Origin of the sequence: Dysgonomonas sp. Marseille-P4361, assembly GCF_900343125.1 — a bacterium.
Lineage (GTDB): Bacteria > Bacteroidota > Bacteroidia > Bacteroidales > Dysgonomonadaceae > Dysgonomonas.
In genome coordinates, this window is sequence record NZ_OPYL01000001.1 from 725,702 (window position 1) to 750,687 (window position 24,986).

Consider the following 24,986-nt stretch of genomic DNA (forward strand, 5'->3'; position numbering starts at 1 on the left):
GAAAAACATTAAGAGAATACTGTAGGAAAAACGGTTATAATATTGTTGATGTTTATAGAGAAGATGCAAGTGGTAAGGATTTTAAGCACCGCCCCAAAATCAATGAAGTAATGAAATACTGTAAATCTAATAAGCGAAAAGTTGATTTAATAATGGTATTGAGGTGGGACAGATACTCTCGATGTCAGAGATTGGCCTATACGAATCTTGATTATTTTAAGAGCCTAGATATTGAGGTGAATGCAGCAGAGCAATATGTGGACTATTCTGTACCTGAGTCAAAAATGCTTTTGGCGATGTATTTGGCGATGGCAGAAGTAGATAATGATAAAAGGAGTATTGGAACAAGGGATGGTATCAATCAAGCTTTGTCAGAAGGTAAATGCTCAAATAAAGCATCACGAGGGTATAAGAATATAAAAATTGATGACTATAATAAGTACGTAGAAATAGACAATGAAAAAGCACCAATAATACAATGGGTGTTTTCAGAAGTTGCAAAAGGAACTCAAACCCCAAACTATATAAGAAAGTTGGTCGAAAGAAAGCATAATTGGAAAATCAATAAAAACTCATTCATGGATATGCTAAGAAACCAATTCTATATGGGAAAGGTACGTGTTCCTGAATACAAAGGTGTTCCTGAATATTATGTAGATGGAAGACATGATGCAATCATAGATAAAATAACTTTCGAGAAGGTACAAGAGGTTATAGATGGTAAAAGAAAGGGTCTCCAAAGCTATCTAAAAAAAAATCCTGATTTATTCCTAAGAAAATATATATGTTGTCCTATTTGCGGTAAATCAATTACAGGAGCAATAAGTTCAGGCAATGGTGGCAAATATACTTATTACAACTGTAGTAGTGATGCTAAACATTTTAGATGTAGAGCAGAAGAAGCAAATGAATTGTTTGCTAAATACCTATCCTCTTTAAAACCAAACGAGCCTATTTTAAGGCTATATAAAGAGGTTTTAAAGGATATTAGACAAGACGGCAAGCAAGATATCCAAAAACAAATAGAAGGGCATGAAGGTGAGAAGATAAAGATAAAAGAACGTTTGTATAATCTCGAAGATAAATATTTAGATGGTGAAATAGATAAGGAAACCTACCATAATGCAAAAGAAAGGTACAACAAAAACATATCTACACTTGAAGAAAAGATAGATATTCTTGAAAACCCTAACCGTGCAAATATCGAACCTAAACTAACATACTCTATTGACCTGATAAACAATATGGATTACTATATTCGAGATGCTAAAGTAGAGGTGAAATGTAAGCTGATAAGTTCAATTTTTCCCGAAAAAGTTGTATTTGATGGAAAAGCATATCGAACCAATTCTTTGAATAAAGTTTTAGATTTAATATATCAGCAAACCAACGAATTGCGGGGAAATAAAAATGGGAAAAACTCAAATAATTCGAGTTTTTCCCACTTAGTACCCAGAGCCGGGATCGAACCGGCATGGAAGTGAATCCACTGGTGTTTGAGACCAGCGCGTCTACCGATTCCGCCATCTGGGCTTGTGAGGTGCAAAAGTACACATATTTTTTATATATCAAAAAGACTTGCTTAATTTTTTCAAAAAAAGCGATACTTATTTCTTATTGCTATTGTCTGTTTTTTTTTTGTTTGTATATTAGTATGATGTAACTTTGCATAAAATAAATAGATATGGATAATACAAACAACAATTATTGTGTGATAATGAGTGGCGGTATAGGTAGCCGCTTTTGGCCTTTTAGTCGTGAAGCTCGTCCAAAGCAATTCTTAGACTTCTTCGGAACAGGTCGTTCTCTTTTGCAGATGACTGTTGATCGATTTAAGAAGATCTTACCAGTTGAAAATATATTTATTGTCACAAATAATGAATATGCTGGAATGGTGGCTGAGGCTTTGCCTGAATTGTCTCCAAACCAAATTTTATTGGAGCCGATGCGTAGAAATACAGCGCCATGTATTGCATTTGCTACATATCACATAAATTCGTTCAACCCGAATGCGAATATTGTTGTTGCTCCTTCCGATCATTTGATATTGAAAGAAAATGAGTTTTTGTCTATCATAGAGAAATCTTTGGCTTTTGTAGAGAAGCATGACACCTTATTAACTCTTGGTATCCGTCCTAGCCGACCTGAAACAGGCTATGGATATATTCAGATGAGTGAAGAAAAACTAGATGGAATAACTAAGGTTAAAGTCTTTACCGAAAAACCAAATATTGAACTGGCAAAGGTGTTTTATGAAAGCGAAGAGTTCTTGTGGAACTCAGGAATCTTCATTTGGAATAATAAAACAATCCTTAAAGCTTTTCGTGATCATCTTCCTGAGATCACAAATCGTTTCGATATTGGCAAAGATGCTTTTGGAACGGATAAAGAAAAAGCCTTTATTGACGAAAATTTCCCATTCTGTCCTAATATCTCTATTGATTATGGCATAATGGAAAAAGCTTCGAATGTATATGTGCAGGCAGCAGATTTTGGCTGGTCAGACTTAGGAACTTGGGGGTCTTTGTATGAAATATCAGATAAAGATCAAGATGCAAATGCTTCCCTCATTTCAGAATCTATGTTTTTTGATAGTTCAGAAAATATAGTAACACTTCCTACCGGAAAGCTAGCTGTTATACAGGGGTTGGAAGGTTATATCGTCGCAGAGGCAGACGGAGTTCTTCTTGTTTGTAAGAAGGATGAAGAGCAACGTATTAAACAGTTTGTCACAGACGTGAAACTGAAATACGGAGAAAAATATATTTAAATAGAAATAATAATAAATTGATGTCAAAAGAATTAAAACCCAATCTACCTTATTTGGTAGCAGATATAAGTTTAGCTGATTTTGGTAGAAAAGAGATCGAAATAGCAGAACACGAAATGCCAGGACTAATGGCACTTCGTGAAAAATACGGAAATTCGAAACCGTTGAAGGGTGCTCGTATAATGGGGTCTTTACATATGACGATCCAGACAGCAGTATTGATAGAAACACTGAAAGAACTAGGAGCAGATATACGTTGGTGTAGCTGTAATATTTTTTCTACGCAAGATCATGCAGCAGCAGCTATTGCCGCTTCGGGTATTCCTGTTTTCGCGTGGAAGGGCGAAACCCTGGAAGAATATTGGTGGTGTACAGAGCAAGCTCTTTCTTTTCCTGGGGGAAAAGGTCCAAATCTGATTGTAGATGATGGTGGAGATGCTACTTTGCTTATTCATTGGGGGTATAAAGCAGAAGAGGATGCCAATTTCTTAGATAAGAAAGCTTCTAGTCACGAAGAGCAAGTGATATTAGATACCATTTCTCGTATCTTGAAAGAAGATAATAATCGCTGGCATCGTACAGTAGCAGAGTGGAAGGGAGTTTCGGAAGAGACAACTACAGGTGTTCATCGTTTGTATCAGATGATGGAACGTGGAGAATTGTTAATCCCTGCCATAAATGTAAATGATTCGGTTACTAAATCTAAGTTTGATAACTTGTATGGTTGTCGCGAGTCTTTGGCTGATGGAATCAAACGTGCAACCGATGTGATGATTGCAGGTAAAGTTGCAGTTATTGCCGGATACGGAGACGTGGGTAAGGGTTGTGCACATTCGATGCGTTCGTACGGAGCAAGAGTAATTGTTACGGAAATAGACCCAATCTGTGCTTTGCAAGCAGCGATGGAAGGTTTTGAAGTAACAACAATGGAAGAAGCTGTTAAGGAAGGAAATATTTTCGTTACTACTACAGGTAATAAAGATATTATCACAATAGAGCATATGGCCCGGATGAAAGATCAAGCGATCGTGTGTAATATTGGTCACTTTGATAATGAGATTCAGGTTGAAAAACTGGTAAATTTCCCAAGTATTCAACATGTGAACATCAAGCCTCAGGTAGATAAATATATCTTCCCTGATGGGCATGCTATCTTCTTGTTGGCAGAAGGTCGTTTAGTAAATCTAGGATGCGCGACAGGTCACCCTTCATTTGTGATGAGTAATTCATTTACAAATCAGACATTGGCTCAGATAGAGTTATGGGAACGCGATTATGCTGTTGGTGTATACCGTTTGCCTAAGCATTTAGATGAAGAAGTTGCTCGTCTGCATCTAGAGAGAATAGGTGTGAAGTTGAGTAAGTTGACTCAAGAGCAAGCCGATTATTTAGGAGTGCCGGTAGAGGGGCCTTTCAAACCAGAACATTACAGATATTAATGTCTTTCTTTATATAGGGGTAAAAGGGCAGAGATCGATCTCTGCCCTTCTTGTATTATAGCTTAGTTGATATTTTCTCAAGAAGAACAACTCGACTCCAATCATTGGTGCTAAAAGAATTGAAATCATATCCGATATAAGAGACAACTGGATGACAGAGTCCTATGACGATTTTTGCAGGATAATAATATTCTCCCTTAAAGGTTATATCTTGTTTGATTTTAAACCACTTATCTTCAGTAAAGTGTTCGGTGTTATAATTAGCTACAAAAAGATTGTGCCCAGCATCAAAGACAATCGGATAATTACAACATTCTATTTCTAGAGTTTGAATTGAACTGCTGTGGTGGCAAGATTCTGATAACATCCCTATGTGGCAACCCACAACTTGGACGTCTTTTCCTACAAAATGTTCACTGAACTTTATACCGCACGCATACCCGGATACCCTGACTAACCCAATGGAAATTAATGCATGGTTATTGACTCTAGGGGTAATAAGACCAATGCTCTTTGCAGGTTCAGGGTTGATTGAAACGCTTAGGGGGCAGTTGGTATCAATAAGAACATTGTCTAAAAGACATTTTGTCGCTAGACTTAAATTAATAGCGTTTAAGCTATTTATGAGAGGAATTGAATCTGTCATAGTGCAAGTTCTAATGCCAATATCTTTAAAACTTGGGGTTAAATAATTCCATTGAGTCCAATCTCCTTCAGGTCCTTTTTGCATAGCAATAACAGCATGTTGAGGATTATCGGAAATGAGAGATGAATAAAGAATTGCCCCATTTCGAGAAGGATTCATATAGGTAATAGCTTGCATTTCAAACTCAGGAGCAAATTCTCCTCTGAAAATGATATTCTTGGAGTTGTCTATTGCTACATGAGGAATGTATAGTTGAGACATACACTCATATCCGTTCACCGAATCAATTATGGGACCTGAGATGTTGTATATGCCCTTTGGGAAAAATACAGTTCCTCCGTCCTTTGCTGCTACATTTATTGCTTTTTGTATGGCTTGAGTATCGTCGGTAAAACCATCCCCTTTTGCTCCATATTTTTTCACATTGAAATAAAAGGCTTCTATTTTATCTTCTATAGTTGGTGTAGAAGAATTGAAACAGCCAGTTGAAAGGATGGCGGATATGAATACAAATATTGTTTTTAATATTTTCATATTCAATTAGATTTAATAATACTTGATTATACAATTATATATCCAAATATACTGATGGAAGATGTTTTTTTTAAACATCTTCCATTTTATTGGCTTTGTAAAATCATATAATTAAATCATTTTAGCATAAATCAAAGCCGACATCTCTATTGTACCAAAATAAAATTTCTTATTTAAGTCTCTTCTTATTTATCATTGAGGATAATGACTTATCTTTATTTTCTATATTTAACTCAAAAAACAATAAAATAAGATTAAGTATGAAAAAAGTGGTTCTGTTTTTTCTTGCTTTGGCAGGAGCTTTTTCAGGAATAAAAGCACAGCAGGAAGCTCGGCTATTGCGTTTCCCTTCTGTCAATGGGCAGGAGATTGTTTTTGCTTATGCTGGCGACTTATACAAAATCTCTATTAATGGGGGTGAGGCTAAGCGATTGACTTCGCATGTAGGATATGAGATGTTCCCTAAATTTTCACCAGATGGTAAAACTATAGCTTTCACCGGACAATATGATGGAAATACGGAGGTTTATACTATCCCCTCCAGCGGAGGAGAACCTCTTCGTATAACCTATACTCCAACCAACAGCCGTGATGATATTGGCGATCGTATGGGACCAAACAATATTGTTATGGGGTGGACTCCCGATGGTAATGATATTGTATACCGTAACCGTATAGGTGATGGCTTTACAGGAAAACTGTATTTGGTTAATAATGAGGGAGGTTTGTCTAAAGTTATTCCATTGCCTGAAGGTGGATTTTGTAGTTATTCGCCAGATGGGAAAAAGCTTGCATATAATAGGGTGATGCGTGAGTTCCGTACATGGAAATACTATAAAGGAGGAATGGCTGATGACGTTTGGATATACGACTCAAGTGCGCAGAAGGTAGAAAATATTACGTATAACGATGCTCAGGACATTATGCCAATGTGGATTGGTGATGAAATTTATTTTATCTCAGACCGCGATCGTACAATGAATATCTTTGTTTACGATACCAAGACAAAACAGACAAGTAAAGTAACGAATTTTACCGATTATGATGTGAAGTTTCCTAGTCATAATGGCAATACGATTGTTTTCGAAAAAGGAGGATATATCTATAAATTAGATGCAGCAACCAAGCAAGCTGTAAAGGTATCCATTAGTCTATCTTCGGACAATATTTATGCACGTAGCGAGATTAAAGATGGGAATAAATATGTTTCTGCCGCTAGCTTATCTCCTGATGGAGAACGCCTAGCTATAACAACACGCGGGGAAGTTTTTAATATACCAGCAGATAAAGGTGTGACTAAAAATATAACCCGTTCGCCAGGAGCGCATGATCGTGAAGCATCGTGGTCTCCTAATGGAAAATATATTGCTTATATTTCTGATGTAACAGGAGAGACCGAGCTTTATATGCAAGATGCAACAGGAGGAGAGCCTATTCAATTAACAAAGAATAACGATACTTATATCCGTTCTTTCGAATGGAGCCCCAATTCTAAATCAATAGTTTATACCGATAGAGAGAATAGGATAAATTTGCTTGATGTTGCCTCTAAGTCTAAAACAACTTTGCTGCAAGATCCGGCAGGAGAACCACGTGGAGTAACTTTTTCTCCCGATAGCAAATGGTTGACTTATAGCCGTATGGAGTCGAATGAATTTAATGTAGTATATGTATTTGATATTGCAGCAAAGAAAGAATATGCTGTAACAGACAAATGGTACGAATCATATAGTCCGGCTTTCAGCAAGGATGGGAAATATTTGATCTTTACTTCTGCACGTGACTTTAATCCAATGTACGGATCGAAAGAATGGAATCATATCTATCAGGCATCAAACGGCGTTTACCTGGCCTTGTTGTCTAAAGACACTCCATCTCCGTTTTTGGAAGAGGATGCTGAGGTAAAAGTAGAGGATGCGGACAAAAAAGAAGAGCCTAAAAAGGAAGGTGAGAAGAAAAAAGAAGAAGGCAACACGGTTAAAATAGATTTCGACGGTATAGCAGATCGTATTGTTAAACTTCCTCTTCCTGCTTCTTATTATTGGAACTTTTATTCTGATGGTTCAAAAGTCTATTACAATAGATCAGGCTCTACTTTTGTGTACGACTTAAAAGCTCAAAAAGAAGAGACTGTTGCCGAAGGGGCTTCTATGTTTGTGGGATTCCATTACAAGAAAGCATTATTCTCTAAAGGCAGACAGTTATTTGTAACGAATATCCCTACAGGAAAAGCAGATCTTAGCAAGGAAGTAAACCTTTCTAATATGAAGATAACGACTGATTATCCTCAAGAATGGGCGCAGATATTTAATGAAGCATGGCGTGTCTATCGCGATGGTTTCTATGTAGAAAATATGCATGGAGTAGATTGGAATGCAGTCAAAACAAAATATGAAGCTTTTCTTCCTTATGTGAAAAACCGTTTGGACCTTAATTACATAATAGGAGAGATGATTGGCGAATTGAATTGTGGTCATGCCTATGTTAATCCGGGAGAAGTAGATCGAGCGAAGCGCATTAATACAGGTTTATTAGGGGCAGAGATTTCTCGCGATAAAAGTGGATTCTTCCGTATAGAGAAAATTCTTCAAGGCGCTTCATGGAATAAAAAACTACGTTCGCCACTAACAGAGCCTGGTATTGAAGCAAAAGTTGGAGAATTCATTGTTGCTATCGACGGTGTGCCTACCAATAGTGTAAAAGATATGTATTCTCTTTTAGTAGGAAAGGCTGAAGTCCCTACCGAGATTATGCTAAACAGTAAGGCTGATCTTTCGGGAGCGCGCAAGATTGTGATTAGTCCTATAGTTGAAGAATATTCACTTTATCATAACGAATGGGTTCAGAATAATATCAAGAAAGTGGACGAGGCTTCTAATGGCAAGATCGGTTATATTTATATACCTGATATGGGACCTGATGGGTTGAATGAATTTGCTCGTCTTTTCTATCCTCAGTTAGATAAAGAAGGTCTTATTGTAGACGATCGCGCAAATGGAGGCGGAAATGTTTCTCCTATGATTTTGGAACGCCTTGCTCGCGAACCTTATCGCCTGACAATGAGACGTGGATCTAACCGTATAGGAACAGTCCCGGATGCAGTGCAAGTTGGTCCGAAAGTATGTCTGATAAATAAATATTCTGCTTCGGACGGAGATTTATTCCCTTGGGGATTCCGTGCATTAGGCTTAGGAAAGTTGATCGGGACACGGACTTGGGGAGGTATTGTTGGTATTTCGGGGTCGATGCCATTTATCGACGGAACTGATATTCGTGTGCCTTTCTTTACTAGCTATGATGCTAAAACGGGACAATGGATAGTTGAAAATCATGGAGTAGATCCGGACATTGTAGTCGATAATGACCCGATAAAAGAATGGAATGGGGAGGATCAACAGCTAGATCGCGCTATAGAAGAAGTGATGAAAGATCTAAAAAATCGAGAGCCTCTTAAACCAGTTCCTGCTCCTCGAGTATGGAATAAATAGAATAGACGAATTAACTCAAATATAGAAAGGAGGGTTGCTTAGTTCTTAAATAGAGTGACTCTCCTTTTGTTTAAACACAACTTGATTATGAAGAAACTACACAACCTAACACTTATTGCAGGAAGCATTTTGCTAATCTGTCTGTCAGTTTCATGTAAGAAACAGCCGGATAAAATTCTAAATTACGAAGGAATATCTTTCAGTTATGCATCCTATTGGAAGGCTGAAACAGAACAGTTAGATGAAACTCATTTCTATTCAGTGTCAGGAACGATTCGACAAGGAAACCATTTTTCTTGTTTCTTTCTATAGCGAAGAGGTCGCTCCAGAAGTTTTACTGGATAGTTATTTTAATAATTTAGAAGACTTTGAACTAGCTAAAGAAGATAGAGCGTATGGGAAGTTTGGTCGGTATGAGTGTGTAGGACACAAATACCAATTGTCTAAACGCCTGAGTAAATTCTATGGGGAAACTTATGCTTTCAATGCCGGAGGAAAAAGTGTACTTGTGATTAAGCAAAGCGAGAAAGATTATGATCTAAAGCACGATAAGTATAAAACAATAGAGGATACCTTTAGCGTAATGGAAGCCGAAATGCCGGTGCAAGCAGAAGGTGCAGTCGCAAGTTTATAGCCTCTTTTTGGCGATTATATGCGCTTTTTTCTCGTTTTTATATCTATTATTGCACATTTTTGCTAATTTTGTGCGGTAGACAAGCTTTACAAAATGTGCTTGTTCCTTTATAGTGCTAATAATCATTTAAATAATGAAAATATGAGTAACAATTTATTAAAAGGTAAAAGAGGTATTGTATTCGGTGCTTTGAACGATAAATCAATTGCCTGGAAAGTAGCAGAAAAAGCAGTAGAACAAGGAGCTATAATTACACTGTCAAATACTCCTATGGCTGTAAGAATGGGAGAAACAAATGCTTTGAGCGAAAAACTAAACACTAAGGTTATTGCTGCAGATGCAACAAGTGTAGAAGATCTTGAGCAAGTATTTACTCAATCGATGGAAATCTTGGGTGGTAAAATTGATTTCGTTCTTCACTCTATTGGTATGTCTCCAAACGTGCGCAAAGGAAAACCATATGATGGCCTTGATTACGGATTTTATGACAAAACATTAGACGTTTCTGCTCTATCTTTTCATAAGATGATGCAAGTTGCAAAGAAACTTGATGCTATTGCTGAAGGTGGTTCTATTCTTGCTCTGACTCATATTGCAGCACAACGTACATTTACAGGTTACAACGATATGGCAGATGCTAAAGCATTGCTTGAGTCTATTGGTCGTAGCTTTGGATACGTTTACGGACGTGACAAGAAAGTGCGTGTAAATACAATTTCTCAATCTCCTACATTGACTACAGCGGGACAAGGTATTGGGGGAATGGATGCATTCTTCGATTTTGCAGAAAAAATGTCTCCTCTAGGAAACGCAAGTGCTGAATCTTGTGCAGACTACTGTATCGTAATGTTCTCAGACCTTACGCGTATGGTAACGATGCAAAACCTATTCCACGATGGAGGTTTCTCCAATATGGGACTGACTCAAGCCGTTGTTGAAGATTATATTCAGAAGAAATAAGATAAATCTTACAATAATTTAAAGGAGCGGCTCATAATTAATTATTTATGAGCCGTTCTTTCATTTAAATCATTAATTTTGATTTTCTAAAAGAATAAGCTAAAACAGAAAGTATGCTTATAAAACTATACGAAGAAAATCCGAATCCCAAGGAAATCGACAAGCTTGTAAATATTTTGCAGGATGGGGGACTTATCATATATCCAACCGATACGGTATATGCTATAGGTTGTGATGCCTTAAACGTACGTGCAGTAGAATCAATATGCCGGATGAAGGATATTAATCCGGCCAAAAGCAATCTGTCCATTATATGTTACGATCTGAGTAATATCAGCGAATATGCGAGAGTAGACAATGCGACGTTTAAGCTGATGAAGAAGAACTTGCCGGGACCATTTACTTTTATTCTGAATACAACATCGTCTCTGCCAAAAATATATAAGAACAAGAAGACTGTAGGTATTCGTGTTCCTGACAATAATATAATCAGAGAACTTGTTCATCGTTTGGGTAATCCTATATTAACTACCTCGGTGAAAGATGATGATGAGGTAATAGAATATACTACCGACCCGGAATTGATCTATGAAAAATACAGAGATGTCGTAGACGTTGTAATAGATGGTGGTTATGGCGGTGTAGAGGGTTCGACCGTTGTGGATTGTACCGGAGATGAACCAGAAATAGTAAGACAAGGAAAAGGAGAACTGGTTTTATAAAAACCAATTAATATATATATTTGTATACCGCTTAATAAGATATCAATAGCCAATCTTTTGATATAATATGCACTCTAATAAATAAACATAATGAATATAAAATCTTTACTTTATCTATTGATACTTGTGTTTTCAGTCTCATTTATATTTACAGCATGTGAAGATAAAGAAGATGTTGAAGTAATAATACCGGAGGATAAGACTGATACCCAGATAACGAATGAATGGATATACGATCAGATGAAAAGAGTTTATCTATGGAATGATAAGCTAAATCCTTCACCAGATTATACTGATAACCCAGAGGACTTTTTCAAAAGTATATTGTTTGACTATGGTAAAGTTGAAGGAGATCAGTTTTCTTGGATAGAGGAAGATAAATCAAAGAATACGAAGAGTGAAGCTTCTGGATATCTAGGTTTTACATATATTCCGGGTATGTATTTCGCCACTATGGATGTAGAATATTCATCTGTAGGTCTTTTTGTGACATCGGTAAAGGAAGGCTCGGATGCAGAAGCAAAAGGCTTAAAGAGAGGGCAGATAATTTATCGAGTAAATGAAATTGCAATTACAGGTAAAAACTATTTAAATATATTGGACGAGAATCCTTTGATTTTCTCTATCTATGACAATGAATCAGGAGAACGAAGAAAACTGAAAGAGATAGCTGCTAACGCATCGGATAATTCACCAGTGATATTAAGTAAACTACTTACCGAAAATGGAGTAAACATCGGATATTTGGTTTACAATGCCTTTGAGAGAGGAATTGAGGATGCAACAACTCTTAAAGAGCAATTCAAATATGATATAGAATTACTTCAAAGTATTCAAGATTTGAAGAATAAAGGAGCTAGTGAATTTATCCTTGATCTGAGGTATAATCCAGGAGGATATTTATCATCTGCAATCGCTTTAGCAAGTGCTTTGGTTCCTCAGAGAACGACGAGAAAGGTGTTTCTAAAAGAAGAGTACAATCCTTATTTTCAAGATTCTCTTGTAAATAAATATGGACAAGATGGGTTTAACGAGTATTTCATAAATAAACTTTATGAAACAAATATTGATATCCCAAGTTTGGATTTGCAGCGTTTATATGTAATAGCTACAGAAAATAGTGCTTCGGCGAGTGAGGCTGTCATTCATGGGCTAAGACCTTATATAAAAGATCTGTATCATATTGGGTTGACTACAGTCGGAAAAGATAAAGCTTCGATAACTGTGAAGTCGGATGATAAACGTATCTTATGGCAGCTTCAGCCATTAGTTTCCCGATTGACAAACTCTAAAGGAGAAGGGAACTATATCCATGGTCTAGAGCCTCAATATGAAATCTCTGAATGGGAAGAGTCTTTTGAGATGGTCACAGGGACGAATACTACAACAGGAGAAAGGGTAAGTGTGCCATTAGCCTCTCCTTGGAAAGGGGGCTTCAAACCATTGGGTGATAAATCTGAACCATTGTTGGCTGCGGCCATTAGTCATATTTCAACAGGAGCATTCCCTGAGAAACGAACTCGTATTAAAACAACTCAATCTGTAACTAAACAAGTACCTGATATTAAATGGGACGAAAGTCGCTTTAAGACTATAATAGATAGTGATAAGTTTGACAGATTGAGACAGAAATAAAAAGAAAGGATAATAACACGAATGAAAGTAATGAAATTTGGCGGAACTTCAGTCGGTTCCGCTACTAACATAGCCAATGTAAATAAAATAATAGGTTCCGTTGAGGAACCTACTGTTGTTGTAGTTTCAGCCTTTAAAGGGATAACCGACAAGCTTCTACTGACCTCTCAGATGGCAGCATCAGGTGATTACTCTTACGAACGGGAATTTAATGAGATTGTGGAGCAGCACGAAACGGTTGTTGCTAAGCTTGATATTCCTGAGCCTAAACGCGAAGAGCTGAGTAAGGAGGTAAACCGATTGTTAGACGAGTTAAGAAACATCTTTAAGGGTGTTTTCCTAATCAATGATCTTTCTCCTAAAACGTCTGATAAAATAGTTAGCTATGGAGAGCGCTTGTCATTACTGATTATTAGTTATGCATTATCTGATTTCGAAGTATTGAATGCTACCCAACTGATAAAGACTGATTCTGCTTTCGGAAAACACACTCCGGACATGGATCTATCCCATAAACTTATTGCAGAAGCCTTTGCCAATTCATCGCGAAAAGTGTTGGTTGCAGGGTTTATTTCTACATGTAAGACAACAGGCGAGATAACTAATCTTGGTCGTGGAGGATCAGACTATACAGCGGCTATTTTTGCTTCGGCATTGGATGCCAATATCCTCGAAATATGGTCTGACGTGGATGGTTTTATGTCAGCAGATCCTAAGGTGATCAATAATGCTCACGTGATAGAGAATATGAGTTTTACGGAGGCAACAGAGCTTTGTAACTTCGGTGCTAAAGTAATTTATCCACCAACAATATTTCCTGTCTATCACAAGAATATTCCAATTCGGATAAAGAACACATTCAAACCCGATGCTCCGGGTACTTTTATTTCGCATAACGGAAACCCTAAAAAGAGTAAAGCTCTAATCAAGGGTATATCGTCTATTTCCGATTCGTGTTTGATAACAGTGCAAGGACTTGGAATGGTTGGCGTCATTGGTGTCAATTTCCGTATTTTTAAAACACTGGCAAAGAATGGCATTAGTGTATTCTTAGTATCTCAGGCTTCATCCGAAAATAGTACTTCTATTGGTATTCGTACCGTAGATGCGGATTTGGCAGTACAGGTACTTGAGGAAGAGTTTGAAAAAGAAATTGCACTGGGAAGTATCAATCGTGTTCTTTTAGAAACAGACTTGGCTACAGTCGCTATCGTTGGCGAAAACATGAAATATACTCCGGGTATTGCCGGAAAACTATTTGAGACATTGGGTAAGAGTGGTATTAGTGTGATCGCTTGTGCTCAAGGTGCTTCGGAGGTAAATATCTCATTTGTAATTAAGAATAAATACTTACGTAAGGCACTAAACTCTATACACGACTCATTCTTCTTGTCCGATTATAAGGTATTGAATCTTTTCATTGTTGGTATAGGGACAGTGGGTAGTAACCTAATAGAGCAAATCAGGCAACAACAACCGAAGTTGATGGAACAATATGCTCTGAAGTTAAATGTAGTAGGTATTGCCAGAGGATGCAAAGCCTTATTGACAAGGGAAGGGATCAATCTGGATAACTATAGAGATGAATTGGAAGAAAACGGAATTGATAGCTCTCCTGAAATACTGAAAGAAGCTATAATTAATATGAATATCTTTAACGCTGTATTTGTAGACTGTACTGCAAGTGAGTCTATTGCAACTATCTATGAAGATATTTTATCTAAGAATATATCTGTCGTTACGGCAAATAAGATTGCGGCATCTTCCAGCTATGATAAGTATATAAAATTGAAGAATACAGCTCGAGAACGTAATATAAAATTCTTGTTCGAAACAAATGTTGGGGCAGGATTGCCGGTTATCAATACGATGAATTCTCTGGTTAACTCGGGAGATAAGATTGTGAAGATAGAGGCTGTATTGTCAGGAACTCTGAACTTTATATTCAATACAATCAACGCAGAAATACCTTTCAGTAAAGCGATTCATTTAGCTAAAGAAAATGGCTTTGCGGAACCCGATCCTCGTATCGACCTGAGTGGGATGGATGTAGTGCGTAAACTTGTTATTCTTACGCGTGAAGCTGGTTATGAAGTAGAGCAGTCTGATGTGAAGAAAAACCTATTTGTTCCTCAGAAATATTTTGATGGAACAATCGAAGAGTTTTGGGCAAATATAGATAAGCTTGATGCAGGATTTGAGGCTCAACGTACAAAATTAGAACAAGAGCATAAGCATCTGCGTTTTGTGGCTAAATACGAAAACGGGCAATGTGAAGTCGGACTTCAGGAAGTTGGTCAAAGCCATCCGTTTTATGACTTGGAAGGGAGCAATAATATAATACAAATAACAACAGAGAGATACAATGAATATCCGATGATTATAAAAGGATATGGTGCAGGAGCTAGTGTAACGGCTGCAGGAGTATTCTCTGATATTATAAGTATTGCAAACGTTAGATAATCCTTTATTATAGGAGAGGATTATACTAAGCAGAGATAAAAACAAAACAAAATGAAAACAATAGTAATTCTTGCCGATGGGGCTGCAGACGAACCTATTGCTGCATTAGGGAATAAAACACCTTTGCAGGCAGCAAAGAAGCCTTATATAGATATGTTGGCTGCTAAAGGTAAAAGCGGAGAATTAGATACGATCCCTGTTGGTTTCAAGCCCGGAAGCGAAATCGCTAACTTATCGGTTTTGGGCTATGATGTGCCAAAAGTATTTGAGGGCAGGGGAGCTTTAGAAGCGGCTAGTATGGGAGTTGATATTTTACCTGACGAAATGGCGATGAGGTGTAACCTTATCTGTATCGAAGATGGTAAAATAAAAAATCACTCGGCTGGGCATATTTCTAATGAAGAGGCGGCTGAACTGATTCTTTTCTTGGATAAGGAATTGAATGATGGAAAAGTAAGTTTCTATCCCGGTGTATCCTATCGACATTTGTTAAAATTAAAAAATGGCGATAAACGCCTCGACTGCACAGCTCCGCATGATGTTGTGGGGACTCCTTTTAAGGACGTGATGATTAAGGCTGAGCTTGGTGAGGCAGAGGAAACTGCTAACTATTTAAATGCACTGATCTTAAAGTCTCAGGAATTATTAAAAGATCATCCCGTAAACAAGAAGCGCATAACAGAGGGGAAAGATCCTGCTAATAGTATTTGGCCTTGGTCTCCGGGCTATCGTCCTCAGATGGATACTCTGCAAACGCTATTTGGAATAAAAAGTGGATCGGTAATTTCAGCAGTTGACTTGATTATGGGGATAGGTGTTTATGCAGGGCTTAAACTTATCCATGTAGAGGGAGCAACAGGTCTTTACGATACCAACTATGAAGGAAAAGCCGAGGCTGCTATAGAAGCTCTAAGGAATGATGATTTTGTCTACTTGCATATTGAAGCTAGTGACGAGGCTGGGCATGAAGGCGACTACGAATTGAAAACAAAAACAATAGAATATTTGGATAATCGTGTAGTAAGATACATTTACGAAGCAACAAAAGATTGGGAAGAACCAGTAACGATTGCAATTCTGCCCGATCATCCAACACCTTGTGCTATACGAACTCATACAAATAAACCTATCCCTTTCTTGATTTATCGTTCGAATGGAGAGGCTGATACTGTAAAGGTATATGATGAATTTGAGTCTCCAAAGGGGGCGTATGGACTGTTGAAAGGAAAAGAGTTTATGGAAGTCTTATTTAGTGGGGAATGATCCCCTTTCATATAAAGAAAAAACCTTAGCATTTTAGCTGAGGTTTTATTTTTTATTATTCATTGACTTTGTCAGTAGCTCTTGCAATCTTTCGGGAGTAATGTTTGCTTCAATATTTCCATCGCTAACAAAAGATATTTTACCTCTTTCTTCGGATACTACAATCACTTTTGCATCTGTTTCTTGAGAGACTCCTAATGCTGCTCTGTGTCTCAAACCAAAAAATTTGGGAAGGTCTTGGTTCTGAGATATGGGAAGAATACATCCGGCTGCTTTTATTTTCTTATTTCCGATGATCATCGCCCCATCGTGTAGAGGGGAATTCTTGAAGAATATATTTTCTATTAATCGAGTGCTGATATCAGCATCGATAATATCTCCGGTATCCATAAACTGCCCGAGCTTCATTTCTTGTTCGATAACGATAAGTGCACCTGTGTGGGTTTTAGCCATATTCATACATGCTAAAACAACAGAGGTAACATCTGCATCGGTTAAATCTCGAGTGTCTTTTGATTTGAAAAGCCGGGCAAAGAAACGAAAAGTCTGGTTTGACCCTAATGAAATCAAAAAACGTTTTATGTCATCCTGAAAGATAATGATAAGAACGAAGATGCCAAAGCTGGCAAATTTGTCTAATATAGCTCCCATCAAACGCATTTGAAGTACCTGCGAAATAAGAACCCATAAAATAATGAAAGCTAAGACCCCGTTGAAAATAACAGCAGTTCCTGATTTAGACACCATTCGATAGATCTTATACATCACTGCCGCAACGAGCAGGATGTCAATGATATCTTTTATTGTGAAATTTTCCATACTAGAAGCTAAATCAGAAAATTAATAGCCAAAGATAATTTATTTTTAGAGTTACTCAAAGAATATAGTTCTTGTATTTACGAGAACTTTACTCTAGCATTAGGTTCATTATAGGGTGATGCTTATCGAAGAAATAAGAAAAAGATGGATCTAGTTCGTCTATCTTGAATCCAAAAAGGAGGCGACATAATAAAAGAGAGTCCACTTCAATATCAGCTTCTTTATCCGAAGTTAGTATTAGTTCAACATTTCCTCTACAAATGTCGTAGGTTTCTGCCTTATTGTTTTCTTTATCTATTACCTTAATTCTGAACTCTTTTTGCAGATTGTCTTTGGCATAGATATTTAGTAATAACCACGGATCGGTGATACGAGCCATGCCCGACAGATTTGTCTTATCAGGGAAGTTGTCTAATTTATAATCTTCGATGATTGCTCTGAAATCGGTCTTGCTTTTTTGAACACAAAAATCTTTATAACGAAATAATGAGTCAAAAGCAACATAAGCATCGTCCTCATTTTCGTAGGTATCTACAATCTCTTTCAAGGGAATGATGTAATCGTCTTTTTCGAAGACCTGCTCATAATTGAACCTTCTATAATAATCATATAGAGAGTCTTCTGCCGGAATGAGAATTGCAAGAGGAATATTCCTTTCTTCCAATACCTTATGTGCTTCATGGATGAGCTGAGTCATATAGCCTCTGTTTCTATACTCAGGCAATGTACATAAGCCGGCTAAATATGCAAATGGAATTTGCGTTCTATAAAAATTGACAGTATAGGGCAGCATTTGCAACGAAGCGACAGCCTTGTCTCCTTCAAAATAAATTAAAGTATTCTCATTTTCATATTTATAGGAGAAAAGAATATCTAGATACTCATCAGTATCACCAAATGAGATTTTCCACATCTGGCGGACTAATGAAGCTGTGTTTTCGTTGGCAAATTGGATCATATTTATTATTTCATTGGGATTAAAATACCTTCCTCTAATAAAATATCAGGATAGTAAGACATTTTCGCTTTTCTCAGGTTTTCAATACCCATATCTTCTTCTCGATTGATATAGGTAAATTCAGAGGCAGTATGTTCAATAAACTGCTGATTGATTATTGTATAAGCTCCATTTATTTCGCCAAAGGCTTTCTCAACGTGTACAACGAATGTATCTTCGGTAAGAGGTTCGCCTATTGTAAATGCTACAATTTGTCCATTTACTCTTATGGCTCCTCCTTGCAACTGGAGTTCTTCAAACTGCTCCAACATCATTTTCGTAGCTATATAGTCATACCTTTTCGAGAAGTCAACTTTTGATATGCTTACTTCTTCCCATTCGTCAAGCATTCTGGAACATTCATCCAGATCTGCGCGTGATGTAAGAGGAAAGTATACCCAATCGGGATTGTCTGCTTTGAAGCGGTTGATATGATTACGTTTGCTTTGGAGTTTTTTACCCGATAGTTTTATTAGCTTTTCGGAAGTGTATATATATTCGTAATTGTTCTTATCTGGCAGATAACGGAATTTTCCCGGCATTTCAGCTTGTATATACTCCCACATGCTTGTGGTGATACACTTCATCTGAAAAGGAGTTTTATTCTCGACGGCATCTTGCATGATAAGGTCAAAAGCGTTTTTTAAAGGCATTTTTCCAATAGGCATCATGTAATAAAGCTGTCCGTCTATATCCTGAAAGCGTAGAAAGATGGTTCTATGTTCTATTGCATACATGGTTTTGAAACGGGCATTCCATGTGTAAAGGTTTGCAAACGAAAAATCGCAGGCTCGGTATGTATTACCTGCTAAAGCAGCATCAATCTCTTTTTTGTCAGATAATGTTATTTGCTTAAAGTTTATCATAAAAGATGGTTTGAAGTATGTCAAAGATAAACAAAGTTGCTGTGATTATGTTTAAATGCGTATTCAGAAAAGGGTTAATAATTGTTTATCAGCCCCGAAATGAAAACGAGCAGCGAAACTTATTCCGCTGCTCGTTCCTATAATAAGTTAATCTAAATTTAATATTTAGAAGAGATAAGAGATGCACGCATAGAGTTGTTTGAATTAACTCCGATGAATTTTGCAGCTGCACTAACTTCTCCGTCGGCTTCAGCAGCCTCAGCATCTGTAGATTCTAATTCAGCAAACTTTCTTAAAGCAGATACTAATCCTTCTGAATCCGCTCCATTTTGTTTTAATAGTTCGTAAGCATAAAGGTCTGCTTTCTTATTTTGATCATCTGTGTATGGTACTTGCAATAGTTCGTTAATAACAGAGCCTATTTTATCTCCAGAGAAAGATAATAATTTCTCAAGTTGAGCTCCGCCTGCTTTTGTAGCATTGTCTTCAGAAGCTACTTTCATCAAAGCATCGCGAACATCTTTATTTGCAATATGTCCTATTTGAGTAGCAATAACAGCAACTAGCTCTTCGTCGCTAAGTAGATCCATCATTCCTGAGTAAATACGGATACTTCCGTCAGCAGTTGCAATAATGTTAGCTTCTGGATTTTCATACACTTTGTAGTTCAGGTTTAGTCCATCAACAGAAATATAATCTGTTCCTACTAGTCCGGCTAATCTTGTGTAATATTCAGAATCTTCGCCAGCGATAGTGTTGTTTTTATCCATAAACTCAACGATCTTTACAGATACTTTGTTAGCAGCAACATCTGCAGCCATATCTCCAGCAGCATCACCAACCGATTTTGCGACAGATTTACCTACTTTTTTTAATGCTTTTCCGAATTGTGCGTTTGCAGGAAGTGAAAATGCGCACATGATTGCTACCAATGCCGTAGCAAAGAATAATTTTTTAGTCATGATTATAATTTTTGTAGTTATGAAATAAATTTGTATTTAAATAATGTGTATTTGAAAGTTTTTTCTTCCTTTTGATTTCATTTAGGCGCAAATATACATAATATTCTATAAAAGAATGTGAAATAGGGATAAAACAAATATGTTTTTATCCTCTAAGAAAAGAGTTTATTGTGCAATTGCTCTGTGTCAGAGCTAGTTTATCCTTGTTTCTTCGCTAAATACATACTGCATATGCCGAAAGTATAACTTTTGTAATATGCTGATTTAAAGCCATTCTTTAGGAGAGTATTTACCATATCCTTTCCTTGGATAAAAGCCTCAATAGATTTAGGTAAGTATGTATAAGCAGTTTTGTCTTTGGATATAAGGCGTCCAATTGTAGGAATAAAGAGTTTAGAGTATAACCAATAGCCTTGTTTCATGGGGAAATGATTGGGCGTACTTAATTCTAAAATCATTAACTCTCCTCCGGGTTTAAGTATTCGTAAGATTTCTTGCAATCCTTTATCTAGATTCTCAAAATTGCGAACACCAAAAGCCACCATTGCAGCATCGAATGAGTTGTCTGCCAAATCAAGAGCCATGCAATCTTGCTTTTCGAACGAAATAATAGATGTAAGACCGACCTTTGCTACCTTTTTTCTTCCCACTTCCATCATTCCCTCCGAAATATCGATGCCTAAAACAGATTCAGGCTTGAGTATGTCATAAGCTTGGATAGCAAGATCTCCTGTCCCTGTTGCAATATCAAGAATCGTTTTTGGGTTTTGTTTTTTTAGTATCGACAAGCCCTTCTTTCTCCATCCTTTGTCAATTCCCATCGATAAGGTATGGTTTAATGTATCGTAATGTTCTGCAATAGAATCGAACATACGTTCTACCTGAACACCTTTCTTTTCAGAATCGGAATAAGGGACTATCTTTTCAGCGTCGTAAGTCATTTTATATGGAAGTTATTTATATCTATTGGTTTCAGCTGACGAGCTTGTACTGCTATCACTTTTCCATTTTTGGAAAAATACAGTTCTCCATTTTCAGCTTGTTTTCTCTCTAATAAATTGTTATAGGAAATTTGTATTCCCATCAAAAGTTTCTCTCTTATAGATAATTCTTGCTGGGTCATACATTTTTAATGTAGAAGAATATGTCTTCGTCCTGAATATCGATAATTTTTGTTCTGTTCCCTTCTGCTATCACGCGAAAAGGATCGGTTGAATTGTCGACCATTATCCAATAATCGGAGATGGGGATGAACAGCGAAAATAAGTTTCTCATTCCAGCAAAGTAACGTCTTACTACCACTTCGTCTTTTACGTGATGTCCTCCAAAACGAACCCTTTGTTCAACACGTTTGATGGCTAATTCAGGAGATTCCAGCCAAAAGTAGATCAGTGTAACAAAGTATCCCTCTTCTTGCGCACGTCTGATAAAGTTTGCATAGGACTTTGTAGCCAATGTTGTTTCTATGGCAAAGTCTTCTTTCATCCTGAGCATTTCGTTCATGCGCATGATCATAAGACGTCCTGCCTCGATAGAAACCGATTCGGGCTGAAAAGGAGAGAGCCCCTTCGCTATCTCGTCTGCATTGATAAATTCCTTACAGTCTAATAGTTTAGGAAACATGGCGTATGATGCGGTCGTTTTCCCCGCACCATTACAGCCTGATATTATGTATAGATTTGGCATTTAATGTTACCCTATCTTATTTAAGTATTCGTTAATATTGTTTTCGATGCGTTGTGGAACATTACTGATGTCTGCTTTTACAAACTTCTCACCAACGATCTTCTCATATAGTTCAATATAGCGATCTGATACACTATTGCAATATTCCTCAGTCATTTCAGGAACCTGTTGTCCTTCTTTTCCTTGAAATCCATTTTCCATAAGCCATTTGCGAACAAATTCTTTTGATAGTTGTCTTTGTTCTTCTCCTTTTTCGAACAGCTCTTGGTAAGTGTCAGCATAGAAATAACGGGATGAGTCTGGTGTATGGATTTCGTCTATCAAGTAGATTTTGCCATTATTTTTTCCAAACTCGTATTTTGTGTCTACCAGAATCAATCCTTTTTGAGCAGCCATTTCTGTCCCGCGTTGGAATAGTGCATAAGTATATTGTTCCAATTGCTCGTATTCTTCTTTGCTAACCAATCCTTGAGCAATTATTTCTTCTTTAGAAATATTTTCATCGTGACCTTCATCTTCTTTTGTTGTAGGCGTAATGATAGGAGTTGGGAATTTCTCATTTTCCTTCATGCCCTCAGGAAGAGGTACTCCGCAAAGAGTTCTTGCTCCGGCTTTGTATTCTCTCCATGCGCTTCCTGTAAGGTAGCCACGAATAACCATCTCTACTCTGTATGTTTCGCAACGTACACCTACTGTAACCATAGGGTCTGGAGTTGCTAGTTTCCAGTTAGGGATGATGTCGGATGTTGCATCTAAGAACTTAGCTGCTATTTGATTCAATACTTGTCCTTTGTAAGGTATTCCCTGTGGTAGAACAACATCGAATGCCGAAATTCGATCTGTTGCTATCATCACTAGTAGGTCTTGTCCTATAGAATAAACGTCTCTTACTTTGCCGTGGTAAACATTTGTTTGACCTTTGAAATTGAAATCTGTTCTTACTAAAGTATCCTTCATCTTTAATTTGTTTTTGTTTTCTATATAACAACTAAGTTGCCTCAAAGTTACGGAAAGTTGTTCAAAAAACGATAGGAAAATGCTGGTGATTAGTAGTCTTATTGCATTCTTGTTGAGATATTAATAAAAACAGAATAGGAGATAGGATTTATATTAAGTAAATTCTATCTAGTGATACAGAACTAAGCTTTTTTAGGGGTTTATCCTGCCATGATACGGTCAATTAGTTCTATCTGGTTATCAGTAATCTTGAAAGTGTAAATGGTAGTATGTTCGGAGCATCCAAAATCTATTACATAAAAGCTGTTTGTGATATTTAAACGATATTCGCATTGATCTTCAAAGAATTGTAACGATATTTCATCTATGCAATTAATATCGCTTTTGTAGTTGGTTGGATATCTATCGAATTCGTACTCCTTAGAATACTCTAAATTATGGACAAAAGTGTTTTTATCAATGTTGCTGAAAAAATCATTCAAGAGCGTTTGAGTTACACCTCCAAAAATAGAATCATTGACAAACTCTTTCTCTATTGAGTAAAAATCGAATCTATCTGAATTTGGGTTAAATTTAGCTTGAATATATCTTCTGCACAGCAGGTCTTATTGAAAAGAGGTGTCGAATTTTGCTCGTTGTTGCTTTCAGCTTCTGTTTGATGTTCTGATAAATTCGTTTTTGCAGAATTACTACAAGAAGCAATGAGGAGAATGATAGTACATATTGCGGATAAAGTCTTTAAATGCATAATTTGTGTATTGGAAATCTTTTGCTTTAATATATTGAGAAAGATTTATACATAATTACTACAAAAAAAGATTATTCCAAAATAATAAGACCTTTTTACAGGGAAATGAAAATAAATACGATGAATAATGCGCCACAGGGTAATGTGTATAGCCCATTCTTACTTTCCATTACTCATTTCTCTCGATTTATCACCCAGATAGCCACCATGGTGACGCTTGGTGTAATCTGCAGCCGAGAAATTTATTTTTTTCATTGTTCCTACTACTAAAATATCTCCGATAACAGTCATCACAGTCGTAGAAGTAGTTGGTGTTAAGCCCAGTGCACAAACCTCAGCCGGATTTCCGGTAAGAATACATATGTCAGCATTGTGAGCCAACAAGCTTTCCGGATCGCTGGTGATAACAATAAACTGGATATTAGGGATCAGGTTTTTAGCAAGGGTGTTGAGTTCTATTATCTCTCTTGTTTTACCTGAGTTGGAAATTGCAAGGATAACATCATTTTCTTGTAAAATTCCTAAATCGCCGTGTTGAGCTTCACTTGGGTGCAGGAAAATAGCCGGAGTTCCGCTCGAACTGAACGTGGTAGCCATATTTTGAGCTACTTGCCCTGCCTTCCCCATGCCACTAGTCACAAGCTTTCCCCTTTTTGCGTGTACTTGCTCTACTATCAGGTCTATAGCTTTGCTGTAAGCATCGGTGATAGGGATATTCATTATTGCTTCGGCTTCGTGAGCTAATATCGAACGTATTTCTTCGGAATTCATAGATGTTTCTTCTTTTTTGATGGGGCAAAGATACTATTTTTTGTTTTATATAATAAAAAAACGGACTTGGAATAGATTGCTATCCAAGTCCGCTATTGCTTACTAAAGCCAGCTTTAGTTTGTTTTGTACTTGTATTGCACTTTGGCTAAATCTTCGTTGGCTTTCTCAATTTTGCTTTTTAGCGATTCTTTGTATGCACTAAGCTTTTGCTGAAGATCTTCGTCTCCGGTAGCAATCATTTGCAGTGCAAGAATAGCGGCGTTGAGTGATCCGTTGATGCCAACCGTTGCCACAGGTATTCCCGGAGGCATTTGTACGATGGCCAAAAGAGCATCCATTCCGTCGAGAGAAGCATCTATAGGAACTCCTATTACCGGAATTGTAGTCATAGATGCAATTACACCTGGTAGGTGTGCAGCCATTCCGGCAGCAGCTATGATCACTTTTATTCCTCTGTCGTGCGCACCTTTAGCAAAGACTTCTACTCTTTCGGGTGTGCGGTGTGCGGATAAAGCATTTATCTCGAAAGGGATCTCCATCTCATCGAAGAATTTAGCTGCTTTTTCCATTACAGGAAGGTCAGAGGTACTTCCCATTATGATACTTACAATCGGTTTCATTCTTA

At 37.2% G+C, this 24,986-nt stretch carries 23 protein-coding genes and 1 tRNA gene; 11 read left to right on the forward strand and 13 right to left on the reverse strand.

Annotation, left to right across the window (positions count from 1 at the left end; all coding sequences use genetic code 11):
• The first annotated feature begins 41 nt into the window (after nt 1-41).
• Complete coding sequence (locus DHU68_RS02985; protein WP_255412440.1) at nt 42-1,484, forward strand: recombinase family protein; 1,443 nt, start codon at nt 42-44, stop codon at nt 1,482-1,484.
• Here the strand turns inward: DHU68_RS02985 and DHU68_RS02990 are convergent.
• Nucleotides 1,450-1,533, reverse strand: a tRNA-Leu gene (locus DHU68_RS02990). The two genes, DHU68_RS02985 and DHU68_RS02990, sit on opposite strands and share 35 nt — an antisense overlap.
• A gap of 151 nt (nt 1,534-1,684) precedes the next feature.
• Between DHU68_RS02990 and DHU68_RS02995 the strand changes: the two genes are divergently transcribed.
• On the forward strand, nt 1,685-2,770 hold the full coding sequence (locus DHU68_RS02995; RefSeq protein ID WP_108821460.1) for a mannose-1-phosphate guanylyltransferase: 1,086 nt from the start codon (nt 1,685-1,687) through the stop codon (nt 2,768-2,770).
• Nucleotides 2,771-2,790: 20 nt separating this feature from the next.
• Nucleotides 2,791-4,209, forward strand: a complete 1,419-nt coding sequence (ahcY, locus tag DHU68_RS03000) for an adenosylhomocysteinase (RefSeq protein WP_108821461.1) — start codon at nt 2,791-2,793, stop codon at nt 4,207-4,209.
• 55 nt (nt 4,210-4,264) lie between these two features.
• Here the strand turns inward: ahcY and DHU68_RS03005 are convergent, their stop codons facing one another.
• Nucleotides 4,265-5,389 carry a glycosyl hydrolase family 28-related protein gene (locus DHU68_RS03005; protein WP_108821462.1) on the reverse strand — a complete coding sequence of 375 codons (1,125 nt, stop codon included), beginning with the start codon at nt 5,387-5,389 and terminating at the stop codon, nt 4,265-4,267.
• Nucleotides 5,390-5,649: 260 nt separating this feature from the next.
• On the opposite strand from DHU68_RS03005, the gene DHU68_RS03010 reads away from it, so the two are divergent.
• From DHU68_RS03010 to DHU68_RS03040, 8 genes are all read left to right on the forward strand, one after another.
• On the forward strand, nt 5,650-8,877 hold the full coding sequence (locus DHU68_RS03010) for a S41 family peptidase (RefSeq protein WP_108821463.1): 3,228 nt from the start codon (nt 5,650-5,652) through the stop codon (nt 8,875-8,877).
• A gap of 87 nt (nt 8,878-8,964) precedes the next feature.
• A complete protein-coding gene (locus DHU68_RS14145) occupies nt 8,965-9,189 on the forward strand; it encodes a hypothetical protein (RefSeq protein ID WP_160111064.1) in 225 nt (74 codons plus the stop codon).
• Nucleotides 9,119-9,511 (forward strand): hypothetical protein, encoded by a 393-nt coding sequence (locus tag DHU68_RS03015; protein WP_108821464.1) that lies wholly within the window; start codon nt 9,119-9,121, stop codon nt 9,509-9,511. Before DHU68_RS14145 ends, DHU68_RS03015 begins: the two co-directional genes overlap by 71 nt.
• Nucleotides 9,512-9,652: 141 nt before the next feature.
• Nucleotides 9,653-10,471 carry an enoyl-ACP reductase gene (locus DHU68_RS03020; RefSeq protein ID WP_108821650.1) on the forward strand — a complete coding sequence of 273 codons (819 nt, stop codon included), beginning with the start codon at nt 9,653-9,655 and terminating at the stop codon, nt 10,469-10,471.
• A 113-nt stretch (nt 10,472-10,584) separates the two neighbouring features.
• Nucleotides 10,585-11,193, forward strand: coding sequence for an L-threonylcarbamoyladenylate synthase (locus DHU68_RS03025; protein ID WP_108821465.1), 609 nt, complete (start codon nt 10,585-10,587; stop codon nt 11,191-11,193).
• Nucleotides 11,194-11,283: 90 nt separating this feature from the next.
• The gene (locus DHU68_RS03030; RefSeq protein ID WP_108821466.1) at nt 11,284-12,828 is read left to right on the forward strand and encodes a S41 family peptidase; all 1,545 of its coding nucleotides are present in this window, start codon (nt 11,284-11,286) and stop codon (nt 12,826-12,828) included.
• Between the two features lie 21 nt (nt 12,829-12,849).
• Nucleotides 12,850-15,291, forward strand: coding sequence for a bifunctional aspartate kinase/homoserine dehydrogenase I (gene thrA, locus DHU68_RS03035; protein WP_108821467.1), 2,442 nt, complete (start codon nt 12,850-12,852; stop codon nt 15,289-15,291).
• 51 nt (nt 15,292-15,342) lie between these two features.
• Nucleotides 15,343-16,554 carry a cofactor-independent phosphoglycerate mutase gene (locus DHU68_RS03040; RefSeq protein ID WP_108821468.1) on the forward strand — a complete coding sequence of 404 codons (1,212 nt, stop codon included), beginning with the start codon at nt 15,343-15,345 and terminating at the stop codon, nt 16,552-16,554.
• Between the two features lie 45 nt (nt 16,555-16,599).
• On the opposite strand, the gene cdaA is transcribed toward DHU68_RS03040, so the two are convergent.
• From cdaA to purE, 11 genes are all read right to left on the reverse strand, one after another.
• A complete protein-coding gene (gene cdaA, locus DHU68_RS03045; RefSeq protein ID WP_108821469.1) occupies nt 16,600-17,373 on the reverse strand; it encodes a diadenylate cyclase CdaA in 774 nt (257 codons plus the stop codon).
• 88 nt (nt 17,374-17,461) lie between these two features.
• Entirely contained in the window at nt 17,462-18,331 is an 870-nt protein-coding gene (locus tag DHU68_RS03050; protein ID WP_108821470.1) for a GNAT family N-acetyltransferase, read from the reverse strand.
• Nucleotides 18,332-18,336: 5 nt separating this feature from the next.
• The gene (locus DHU68_RS03055) at nt 18,337-19,236 is read right to left on the reverse strand and encodes a DUF2156 domain-containing protein (RefSeq protein WP_108821471.1); all 900 of its coding nucleotides are present in this window, start codon (nt 19,234-19,236) and stop codon (nt 18,337-18,339) included.
• A gap of 158 nt (nt 19,237-19,394) precedes the next feature.
• Nucleotides 19,395-20,198, reverse strand: a complete 804-nt coding sequence (locus tag DHU68_RS03060) for a M48 family metalloprotease (RefSeq protein ID WP_108821472.1) — start codon at nt 20,196-20,198, stop codon at nt 19,395-19,397.
• A 197-nt stretch (nt 20,199-20,395) separates the two neighbouring features.
• On the reverse strand, nt 20,396-21,139 hold the full coding sequence (gene ubiE / locus DHU68_RS03065) for a bifunctional demethylmenaquinone methyltransferase/2-methoxy-6-polyprenyl-1,4-benzoquinol methylase UbiE (protein WP_108821473.1): 744 nt from the start codon (nt 21,137-21,139) through the stop codon (nt 20,396-20,398).
• Complete coding sequence (locus DHU68_RS03070) at nt 21,136-21,321, reverse strand: hypothetical protein (protein WP_108821474.1); 186 nt, start codon at nt 21,319-21,321, stop codon at nt 21,136-21,138. The genes ubiE and DHU68_RS03070 overlap by 4 nt, the downstream gene beginning before the upstream one ends.
• Entirely contained in the window at nt 21,318-21,884 is a 567-nt protein-coding gene (locus tag DHU68_RS03075) for a zeta toxin family protein (protein ID WP_108821475.1), read from the reverse strand. The genes DHU68_RS03070 and DHU68_RS03075 overlap by 4 nt, the downstream gene beginning before the upstream one ends.
• Nucleotides 21,885-21,890: 6 nt before the next feature.
• Complete coding sequence (locus DHU68_RS03080) at nt 21,891-22,841, reverse strand: phosphoribosylaminoimidazolesuccinocarboxamide synthase (protein WP_108821476.1); 951 nt, start codon at nt 22,839-22,841, stop codon at nt 21,891-21,893.
• 200 nt (nt 22,842-23,041) lie between these two features.
• Nucleotides 23,042-23,323 carry a hypothetical protein gene (locus DHU68_RS03085; protein WP_108821477.1) on the reverse strand — a complete coding sequence of 94 codons (282 nt, stop codon included), beginning with the start codon at nt 23,321-23,323 and terminating at the stop codon, nt 23,042-23,044.
• 425 nt (nt 23,324-23,748) lie between these two features.
• Entirely contained in the window at nt 23,749-24,360 is a 612-nt protein-coding gene (locus DHU68_RS03090; RefSeq protein ID WP_108821478.1) for an SIS domain-containing protein, read from the reverse strand.
• A gap of 114 nt (nt 24,361-24,474) precedes the next feature.
• Nucleotides 24,475-24,981, reverse strand: a complete 507-nt coding sequence (gene purE / locus DHU68_RS03095; RefSeq protein ID WP_108821479.1) for a 5-(carboxyamino)imidazole ribonucleotide mutase — start codon at nt 24,979-24,981, stop codon at nt 24,475-24,477.
• Between the last annotated feature and the right edge of the window lie 5 nt (nt 24,982-24,986).